Origin of the sequence: Thiocapsa sp. (genome assembly GCF_035467215.1) — a bacterium.
GTDB lineage: Bacteria > Pseudomonadota > Gammaproteobacteria > Chromatiales > Chromatiaceae > Thiocapsa.
This window is the reverse complement of the sequence record NZ_DATITZ010000245.1, coordinates 1-9,536: the sequence shown is the minus strand read 5'-3', so window position 1 is coordinate 9,536 and position 9,536 is coordinate 1. Positions and strand designations below refer to the sequence as shown.

8 protein-coding genes and 1 pseudogene are annotated in these 9,536 nt (G+C 66.6%); 3 read left to right on the top strand and 6 right to left on the bottom strand.

Annotated elements, in window-relative coordinates; genetic code table 11:
• The 4 genes and pseudogenes from VLR48_RS13980 to VLR48_RS13965 all read right to left on the bottom strand — a co-directional run.
• Positions 1-460: pseudogene (locus VLR48_RS13980) on the bottom strand (hypothetical protein); the annotation flags it as partial.
• Positions 461-1,214: 754 nt separating this feature from the next.
• Positions 1,215-1,451: a hypothetical protein gene (locus VLR48_RS13975; RefSeq protein ID WP_325292378.1), complete on the bottom strand. Its 237-nt coding sequence runs from the start codon at positions 1,449-1,451 to the stop codon at positions 1,215-1,217.
• A gap of 414 nt (positions 1,452-1,865) precedes the next feature.
• Positions 1,866-3,269 (bottom strand): META domain-containing protein, encoded by a 1,404-nt coding sequence (locus VLR48_RS13970; protein WP_325292377.1) that lies wholly within the window; start codon positions 3,267-3,269, stop codon positions 1,866-1,868.
• A 172-nt stretch (positions 3,270-3,441) separates the two neighbouring features.
• Positions 3,442-3,927: a hypothetical protein gene (locus VLR48_RS13965; protein WP_325292376.1), complete on the bottom strand. Its 486-nt coding sequence runs from the start codon at positions 3,925-3,927 to the stop codon at positions 3,442-3,444.
• Positions 3,928-4,880: 953 nt separating this feature from the next.
• Between VLR48_RS13965 and VLR48_RS13960 the strand changes: the two genes are divergently transcribed.
• Together VLR48_RS13960 and VLR48_RS13955 are read left to right on the top strand one after the other, a co-directional pair.
• A complete protein-coding gene (locus tag VLR48_RS13960) occupies positions 4,881-5,591 on the top strand; it encodes a DUF3581 family protein (protein WP_325292375.1) in 711 nt (236 codons plus the stop codon).
• Between the two features lie 535 nt (positions 5,592-6,126).
• Complete coding sequence (locus VLR48_RS13955; RefSeq protein ID WP_325292374.1) at positions 6,127-6,459, top strand: hypothetical protein; 333 nt, start codon at positions 6,127-6,129, stop codon at positions 6,457-6,459.
• An 89-nt stretch (positions 6,460-6,548) separates the two neighbouring features.
• Here the strand turns inward: VLR48_RS13955 and VLR48_RS13950 are convergent, their stop codons facing one another.
• Together VLR48_RS13950 and dinB are read right to left on the bottom strand one after the other, a co-directional pair.
• Positions 6,549-7,913: a cytochrome P450 gene (locus tag VLR48_RS13950; RefSeq protein ID WP_325292373.1), complete on the bottom strand. Its 1,365-nt coding sequence runs from the start codon at positions 7,911-7,913 to the stop codon at positions 6,549-6,551.
• A 153-nt stretch (positions 7,914-8,066) separates the two neighbouring features.
• Positions 8,067-9,245: a DNA polymerase IV gene (gene dinB, locus VLR48_RS13945; RefSeq protein ID WP_325292372.1), complete on the bottom strand. Its 1,179-nt coding sequence runs from the start codon at positions 9,243-9,245 to the stop codon at positions 8,067-8,069.
• 77 nt (positions 9,246-9,322) lie between these two features.
• Between dinB and VLR48_RS13940 the strand changes: the two genes are divergently transcribed.
• The coding region (locus VLR48_RS13940; RefSeq protein WP_325292371.1) for a hypothetical protein at positions 9,323-9,536 on the top strand (214 nt) is incomplete at its 3' end.

The window sequence follows — 9,536 nt, the reverse complement described above, 5'->3', positions numbered from 1 at the left end:
TCGTCGCCTGTAGTGACGCGCGCAGGCGCTCAAGCGGCAGCCGCATCAGCCAAGGCCCAACGATGCGCTGCTGTACCGTTGCCCAATCGCCGATCGCACTCGGGCGCAACGCGGGCAGACCCTCGGCCCGGGCGTGGATCTGTGGAAGCCGCGCCACCGTCGCGGCCGAGAAGACATCGTCTCCGGAACGCGGGCCCTCGCCCAGCCGGACTATGCGGATTTCGGTGCCCGGGATCGTCCAGTGCGGCGGCAGTTCGGCGCGTGCCGCGCCGGAGCCACCCGGAACGGATCCCAGCGGGATTTCCGGCAGCCGCAGCAGGATGTCGGCAAGGTGGCCGACGACGGCGTTGCCGGCCTTCACACGGGTCGCGTGCGGGATCTCGCTGAGGTCGAACAGTCGCGCACCGATCCGCTGCAAGGCGTCCGCCATAGCGAACTGCGTCACGGTCGTCGGGGCCACTTTTTAGATCTCGTAGAGCGATTCGACCCGCCGCGTCTCGGCGAGGAAAGAACGCAGAGTGAAGGAAGACTCTTGGCAAGGACTGCGTACCGTGCGGGCCGGCAGAGTAGCTACGTTTTGGCGCTCGCAGAGATGCGGCCTGCGCGGCTTGCGCGCGCAAGCCGCATGGCCGACGGGACCGGTGGGGGCATTTCGTTGCGACCCTAAGGAAAAAGTAACCGGATACTGCCGTCGGCTGACCTTACGTAAGCAGATGCTCGCATGGCAACCGCGCCTGGCAGCTCCGGGTCATTTCCGTCCGCTGGCAATCAGCGCATCGAGCGACAGCTTCCCGCGTGAAGTGATTGGTGGCGTAAGCTGCCACGGGAGTCTCCAATGCGCGTCTTGCTGTCTGTCGCCTCGCCGGGATCGGCGACGGTTGGGCCCCATCAGCGGTCACCCGACTCCGGCGGCGATCAGGAAGGACTAGGCCAACTGCGGACATTCGGACCGCCGTCCGCGGTGATCCACCGAAACGTTTCTGATACCCCGGCGAGTGGGATTGGTCAGGGAAGTTGACCGCCAGGGGCGGACATCGGGAGGACGCCGCGTGATGGGTTCGATAGCTCGCTGTTTAGTCTGACGCTTTGGCCTCTTAATCGACCGGCCGCTTAACTGATCCCCGAAGCTGAATTGGTCGTGAGCAGTGCCGGTCCGGACCGGCGCCCGAGCGATTGGCGCCGGCCTCTCCCAATTCTGTCACGAGCCTGATCGCTTATCCTCTGGAAGAGGTGATCCGGGCCCGGCCGTCACCAAAGCTGTAGCTGCAGCGGACGGTGTAGGTTTGCCCGGCGCGCGAGACGCCCATGATGGCATCCGAGCCGATCTCGCGTCCGCCGCTGCCGGTAACCGTGTGGAAGCCGCCGATGCTGAGAACCTTAAGGCCCTGCTTTTCGGCTTGTTGCCTGCACTCGTTCCGCATCACGGTTCCCGTCGGCATCGGCTTGACCATAGGCTTCGCTTCGGGCCGCGTCGGATTAGCTTGGCAGCCCGCCAGCAGAACCGCGGCAAGCAGCGCGACAGCGATCTTTATGCATCGTTTTAAACCTCCGTTGTGTCACCCCGGTCGGGAGTGTATGGGCCTGGTGTGGGCCGCTCGAAATCTGTACCCGTAGAAGGTCGGCAACACCCCAAGCTGACCTCATCGCGACGCAACGCGACGGCCCGGCCGGTCGGTCGCGGCCGCTCACGTTGGCTAGCCCCTACGGTCTTTGTTTCAGCAGCGCTCCTGGCAGGCCTCACCATCTACGGCGCACGTGGAGCCGCTGCTTGGGTAGCCGAAATCACGACGCCCCCTAGACGAGCAGCCGGGCGCAACGAGGATCGATGGCCATCCGTGGGAAAGCAGGACGCCCGTCATTCGATGTCACCGCAGGTACACGGCGGCCAAATCGGCGACTGGCCGGCCGTCCGCATCGGTAAGAACCAGCCTCTGCCCCTCGAGCCGGAACGCGCGGGTCGCGGCGAGCGCTTCCAGAAGCTGCCGCTCCATCTGGTCGAGCGGAGGAGGGCAGGCCATTCGCGTCGCCGCACCCGGCTCGAAGGACAAGGCACCGCCGTCGAGCGCATAGCCGCCGATCATCTGGTTGCAGCCCACGGTCGCACGAAAGCGCTGATCCGGGGCGCCGCCCAGGACGATGTGCGGCTCGCGTCGCCCGTGCGCCGCGCGCACGGCCTCGCCCATCAGGGCGTCGAGGCGCCAGTAGGTGTCGGTCAGCGAGGCGGTTGAGACAGATGCCTCGCACGAGCGATCGGGAACCACCTTGATGAATCGCTCCACGATCAGGCTCGTCCGGTCCGGGCCTTCCATCGCCGGGCGCGGCGCCAACCCGCCTTCGAGATGCACCAGCATGGGCGCCCCGGGCGCGGCCTGCGCGTCGAGATAGGCGCGTTCGAGCGCCGCGTAGTCCCCTTCCTGCGCAATCGGGTAGCGCACGCCGGAGAGACACACCACGAACGTCGCAGCGTCGGCCGCGTAGGTCATCATGCCCAGGAGGAACACCCCGCCGAGCTCCGTCGGGGTGAGAGCCCCGTCGCTCCGCAAGTCGTAGTCGCGGTCGGACTCGATGGGGTTGCCCTGCATATCCATCTGGCGCAAACGGTCGGCGCCCTTGATCTGCCAGAAGAGCGGCATTTCCGATGCGCCATGAAGGACGATCGCGCCGCGGGCCGGATCCGCGTACCACCTGCCGACCTCGTCCCGGCGCCGCGACGCTTTGTCGCCACCGCCCAGCCACTCGCGGTGCATGTGGTAATGCTGCTCGGGCCAGAGATCGAGGTGGTGGACGACGCCGGGGCAATCGGCGCAAGGCAGCGTCCCCCGAAAGGTCGCAGGCAAGCGCAGGCCGTGAGCGCCGATACCCGGCACGAGGCGAGCAGAGGGCGCACTCTGCACGGCGCGAAGCATCAGCTCCACGCGCTCGGGATCGCCCGCGCGCAGGACCCGCGTGATTCGGTCCGTGGTGAAGAGCAGTTCTGCGTTGCGTCGCAGAGTCGCGCGGACCGCGTAGACGCCCCGCGGCGAGAGCGCCGCCGGATCGTAGTCGATGCCGAAGGACACCGGGGGCGTGCGCACGTCTTCCACGACGGTGCTCGCGATTCGCCCGGCCGGGGCATCGGCACGGGAGATATCCTCGATCACAACCTCAAGGACAGTTCCCTCCGGGAGCGCGATGCGTTCGCGCCAGGTCGCGGTCCCCTCGAGGGTCGCGGCGCCCGTGCTGCCGTGCCCCAGGATGCCCATGAGAATCAGCCCAAGTATTCGGTGCACGCGCGTTGTCCTCGGCTGTCTGCAGATGTTTGTCGTTACGCAGTCCGGGATGGTCATCAGAGCGCCGACTGCATCAGTGGCGATCCGCAGCGCCCCCTCGCGAGCGGAGCGCGGCGCTCCGCGCCGACCGGACCCACCGCGCGCCGCCGGCGCGGCCCGCGGTGGCGCAACATCACTGGATGCCGGTCAGCACTGTCATCCGGCCTTCGCTGTCCTGTGCAAGCTCCTTCCGGACGTCTTCCCCACGGGCGCAGAAGGCGTCTCGATCGTAGGCAGCCAGAGCCGTCTGGCCCCCAAGTGCGATCCCATACGCCCGCATGACGAGGTCCACCGCCAGGTTGTTCTGGTTCGGCTCCACCGAGTCCTTATGGTCGCTGACAATGTCGTTCATCACCGCGGTGAGCTTCTCCCGATCCAGTTGGTAGCCATCGCAGTTGAGCGCGAATCCCTCCTGCCGAGCGACCACAAGCAGCCGCAGAACATCACCGGGCTGCAGCAAATCCTTGATGCGCTCGCCCACGAGCGTGTTGACCGCCATGTGCATCCGCATCACGGCATCCGACTGAGTCGGATCGGCTGGCACAGTGTCCTGTGCCGCCGCGGATGCGGCGATCGCCATCGCGCCGATCAACGCGCCGATGCCTCTTTTATTCTTCATGTCTCTCTCCTACAAGATTGGATCACCATTCCGCATCGGCTTCCGGGGAATACGCTGAGCCGAAATCCGCGACATTTAGCGGCGCCTTCTTAAGGCACGGACGAGCTTTACGAGCCCGGTCCAAGGGCGGCGAAAGGGTAGTGAGCGCAGCAGGAGCGGTCAAGATCTCACATGAGGCGGCGGACCGCTCGCGTGCTGCGAGGGCGATTCCGAGGACGCTCCAACCAAGGAGACGGTCACTTATTCCACCTGAAGCTCCCGGTTCCCGATGCACGTTTTGCTGGACCAGCAGGTATTGAGACTCCTGCGATGTTCAGTCCTAGGCCCGTGTGCAAGTCCACTGTGGAGAGGGCACAGCGATCCCTCGCGGTGACCGGTCTGAACAACTGTGAAATTTTCCGGCACCCCTGAGGTGGGTCCTGGCGATGTCCGGTATGGGTCTTGCCCGGCCCGTGGGTCGTCGGACGGCGGGTGACCGGTATCAGGATTGAGGATTCACCACGCCGCGAACGACCGGTGACGGCTTCCCGGAACACAGCGATTGGTCGGTTGGCTCGGCTCGGTGGTCCGTCTGGGTCGTCAGCCGCCTTTGCTCGACATGGAACGGCTTGTCTGATTAAACGCGAATCAGCCTGATCGGAGGCACTCCACGGTATCCGCTTAGGTGATACTCGATTCTCGCGGATCGCGGGACGACGTTGTCCAACGCCAACGTCTCGTAGTGGATCTGAAACGGCATCTAAGCTTAACCTCGACACTGCCGGGGCGCCGGCGCGGGCTTGCTTCTTCAAGTGTTCCCCGCGTCTGCGGGGATGAACCGCGTGGCGCGTGGGCACGAAACGCCAGTGTTCCCCGAAAGCAATCAGCGCCAACTCGACCCCTCGCGCGGTCGATGTCCTTTCCTCGCCCGGGCGGCAGGTCGTCCGGCCTCCCGGACCTCGGAGCTTTGAGCCATGTTTCTCGATCCTTTCCACACGGCCGAAGAGGGCACGCTGCGCATCTCCGCGCCGCAAGGCAGCGCCTTCGCCAAGGAGGTCGCGGGCGACTTCAATCCGATCCACGATGCGACGAATCCGCGCTACTGTGCCCCCGGCGATCTTCTCTTTGCACTTGTCCTCGCCAAATGTGGTCTTGCGCGTCGGATGACCTTTCGCTTCACCGGAATGGTCGGAGCGGATGCCGCATTGAACGTCATTCAGAGCGGCGCCGGCGTCGTGGTCGAGACGACCGACGGCAAGCCCTGTCTCGAGGTCGAGCGTTCGGGGCAGGTGACCGGGGATCTGGTCATGATTGAATCGCTGGTGCGCCGCTACGTGGCCTTTTCGGGTCGGAATTTTCCGCACATCCTGGTGCCGCTTATGGAGCAGCAGGGTGTGATGATCAACCCGGATCGGCCGCTGGTGATCTATGACCGGATGTCGTTCGAGCTGGACCGATTGGACTGCCCCGACCTGGACATTGCTCTGGAATCGACCGAGCTGGAGGTGACGGGCAAGCGCGGCGAGGCCCGACTCGGATTCCGCCTGACGGCCGCCGGGGAGCCGGTCGGGCAGGGCGCGAAGACCCTGATCCTGAGCGGCTTGCGGGCCTACGAGCCCGAGGCGTTACAGGGGTTGGTCGAGCGCTATGCCGGGTGGAAGGCAGCCTATCTGGCTGGCGTCTGACCGCTTCATGGATGCTGGCTCGGGGGCTGCTCGGGATGAGCTGGAAATGCCCCGCTCATAGACGTCGGCAAGCATCAGGCTGCAATCCATGTTGGCTTGCCTCGGCGAACGTGGGGCGTCGAAAGCCGAACTGGCGGTTGCGCGAGATCCCAAGCGACAACCCGTCGTGGTCGTATCGCCACAACCGCTGTAGGGCGTCAGTTAATCGGGTGCTCCAGCGGTGGTAGCAACTCCGGGTCAATCCTCAGCACGATGCCCCTTGCCTGGCCGGGGGTGGAACGACCCTCGCTGTTCCAGCCGGACGCGCGTCGAGTGCTCCGAGGGTGGTGACACGACTGTAGGGTCTACCCATGCGACGGCGCACGGGTGCCTTGGCGACCGGTGCGGTACGCTACGGACGGACCCTTGGGCCTGATAAAGTAAGGTCACCGTGAGTTACTCGACCCGCATCTACATCCTCGGACCGGACGACACCCTGTACCGATTGGCCCGCGCGACGTTATCCCGCATGGTCGATGACCCGACGAGACATCGAGTGGAGCGCTTCGCGGGCCAGCGCGTGCGGATGGCCGAGGTGATCGTGGAGGTGCGTGATCGGACGCCCTATGCCGTCGTCCGGCTCGTCTACGAAATGCTCGGGTTCGATGCCGAAGGGCGGTTGGACCGCGACGCGTTCATACGCCGGAACGCGGCGTTGGCGGAACTGGCCATCGATCCCGTGGTGCCTCGAATGGTGGAAGCGGAGAAAGCCGTGGTCGACGTCGGCAGCCGCTTCGTCGCGCGCGGGGGATTCTGGCATCCGTCAGCGGCCCTGGAGCGGGAGATTCTGCGCGCAGCGCTCGACGAGACGCCGTGCAAGCGGCTCTAGCGCGATCGCGCTCAGGCGTCGGAGAAAGCACTGACCTGGAGGGCTACAGGCTCAGCATCCGGGTTGCGCGCGCCGGGGATCGGCGCATATCAGGCCGCCTCGCGGGCCGGCGTGCGACGGTGCAGGCGCAGCGGCATGCCGCCTTTGGGGCCAAGCGTGATCTGAGGCTCCAGCTCCAGTGGCTGGCCCGGATGCAGGGGCTCGAACCGGTAGCGCTGCCCGATGGTCGCCAGGATCAGCGGGCCTTCGACGAGCGCGAACTGGTTGCCTATACAGATGTGCGGGCCGCCTCCGAAGGGGAAATACTTGAACGTGTGCCAGCGGCGCTCGGTGTTCTCGGCAAAGCGCTCGGGATCGAAGCGCTCCGGATCCTCCCAAAGCTCGGGGTGACGATGCATGGCGTAGGGGCTCGTCATCAGGACGCTGTTCGCCGCAATGCGGTGTCCGCCGATCTCGAGTGGCTCGGCCGCGGCGCGCACCATGAAATACGCGGCCGGGTAGAGCCGCAATGCCTCCTTGAAGACCATCCGGGTATACGGCAGACGCTCCAGATCATCGAATCCGGGCGGTCGCCCGCCCAAGACCGCGTCGATCTCCGCGTGGAAACGCGCCGCGATCTCCGGCTGGCGCGCCAGGTAATACCACACATACGTGAGCGTTAGGGCCGTGGTGTCGTACCCGGCAAGATAGAGCGTGAGCACCTCCGCGCGGATCTCCTCGTCGGAGAGGCGCGCGCCGGTGTCGGCGTCGGTCATCTGCACCATCATGGTTAGGAGGTCGTCGCCGTCCGCTCCGCTCGTGCGACGCCGGTGGATCGCCTCCGAGACGATGCGGCCGAGTGTGTCGGAGAGGGCCCGCTGTCGGCGATGCTCCGGGGTCGGGAGCCAATCCGGGATCTGCAGCAGACGGTTGAACTGGCGCGTGGCGATGGCCTGCAAGGCCGGAACCGTGGCGGCCACCGTCGCGGTTCGGGCGGTGCTGTCGACCCTGAAGAGTGCCGCGGTGACGATCGAGAGCGTGAGCCCGTCCATCTCCTGTTCCACATCCGCCTCCTGTCCGTCGTGCCAGCGCTCGGTCAGGGCGAGCGCGTGGCGCGCCATGATGTCGGCATAGCCGCGCACCTGCTGCAGGTGCAGGGCGGGGGCGATCATGCGGCGATGGCGTTTCCAAGCCTCGCCTTCGCTGGTCAGAAGCCCGACCCCCAGGGTCTTCTCGAGGATGTTGCGCACGAGTGGATCCCGCGTCAGATGCCGATGCTTGGCCACCAGCATGTCGCGGATGAGATCCGGATGCGAGAGGAGATAGACACGCCTGGGGCCGAGACGGAATCCGACGATCGGCGCGATCCGGGCGCTTTCGGCGAGGAAGCCGAGCCGATCCTCGCGAAAGGCCTGCAGACAGCCGGTGAGCCAATGGCCCTTGCGCTCGACCAATGTACACGTCGGGGTGCTCATGCCGGCCTGTCCTCCCGTGTCCAAGCGATCTGGTCTGCCGTGCCTGGGGTGGCAGTGGCGAGGATGTTGGCGAGCAGCGCCTTTACAAGCCGTCGGCAACCGCGTCGAACCGCCCGGGAGAAGCCTCTTGTCAACGACGGGGTCGATGCACCGCTACGTCCGCCGCGAGAGTCCGCGCTGAATGCAGTGCCTGCCGAAGCGACGTCGGATCGCATCGAGCGTCGCGTCGAGGCGATCATCCGCCTGATCCCTCTCGCGGGTATCCAGGTCCGCGAACAGATCCGGCTGCACCGGTGCCTGGGTCCAGCCGGAGAGACCCAGGCCGATCAGCCGCACCGCCCGACCGGCATGGGCGTCGGCCCGGTACAGGGCCCATGCCGTGTCGAAGATGACGCGATCCTCCGCGGTCGGTGCCGCCAGGGTCCGGGAGCGGGTATGGGTCTCGAAGGGGTGCAGGCGGATCTTCAGGGTGACCACCGTGCCCTTGCGCGCGGCGTGCCGGGCCAGATAGCCGACCTCCTGTGCGGCCCAACGCAGGGTGTCGCGCAGCACCTCGGTGTCCACGACATCCTCGGCGAAGGTCGTCTCCTTGGAAATCGATTGCCGTTCGGTCGCGGGATGGACCCGGTCGTCGGCGATCCCGTTCGAGTGCAGATGCACCTGCGTGCCGGTGCGTGCGCCCAAGCGTCGGCGCAGATCCTCCAAGGGCCGGCAACGCACGTCGCCGACCGTCCGCAAGCCGGCCTGCTCGAGGCGTCGGGCCGTCACGGCGCCGACGCCGCGCAGGGCTGCGAGCGGCAGCGGATCCAGGAAGGCTCGGACCTCCTCGGGGCGCACCACCAGGAGTCCATCCGGCTTGCGGGCGTCCGAGGCGAGCTTGGCGATCAGGCGGTTCGGACCGATACCCACCGAGGCGGTCAGCCCCACCGCCTCGCGGATGGCCGCCTTGGCGCGCCGGGCGACGACCTCGGGCGGACCCACCAGCCGCTCCAATCCGGAGACATCCAGGTAGGCCTCGTCGATCGAGACCGGCTCGACGCGCGGGGCGAGGGTGCCGAGCACCCGCATGATCTCCCGCGACACCTCGGCATAGCGCGCCATATCCGGGCGCACGTAGACCGTCTCCGCCGGCAGACGGCGCACCGCCTCGGCGATCGGCATGGCCGAGTGCACGCCGAAGCGCCGCGCCTCGTAGGAGCAGGTCGCGACCACGCCGCGCCGACCGGGCGCAGCGCCGACGACCACGGGCCGTCCGCGCCAGGCGGGGTGATCGCGTTGCTCGACGGCGGCATAGAAGGCGTCGAGATCGACGTGCATGATGAGGCGGGACATGGGGTGATTAGCATAATCTCGACCCATCGGAAGGACGTCATCGACACCGCAATGGCATCCCGATGGGGGAGTGGGGCGTGCAGATAACTCCAGCGCTGAAGCCAGGCCCTCAGGGCGGAGAACGGCATGCACCGAGCCCGGCGACCATCGTGGTCGGCATCGATGTGGGCGGCCCGCGCAAGGGGTTCCACGCCGTGGCTCTGCGAGAAGGATCCTATCTCGACAAGTTCGCGTCGCGGGAGGCGCTGGACGTGGCCGCCTGGTGCACCCAGGTTGGCGCCCGGGCTGTCG

Bases quoted from the DNA above. Each gene is read 5' to 3' on its own strand.
- VLR48_RS13975 (WP_325292378.1), bottom strand. From the start codon at position 1,451: ATGGTCAAGCCGATGCCGACGGGAACCGTGATGCGGAACGAGTGCAGG.
- VLR48_RS13965 (WP_325292376.1), bottom strand. From the start codon at position 3,927: ATGAAGAATAAAAGAGGCATCGGCGCGTTGATCGGCGCGATGGCGATC.
- VLR48_RS13960 (WP_325292375.1), top strand. From the start codon at position 4,881: ATGTTTCTCGATCCTTTCCACACGGCCGAAGAGGGCACGCTGCGCATC.
- VLR48_RS13950 (WP_325292373.1), bottom strand. From the start codon at position 7,913: ATGAGCACCCCGACGTGTACATTGGTCGAGCGCAAGGGCCATTGGCTC.
- dinB (WP_325292372.1), bottom strand. From the start codon at position 9,245: ATGTCCCGCCTCATCATGCACGTCGATCTCGACGCCTTCTATGCCGCC.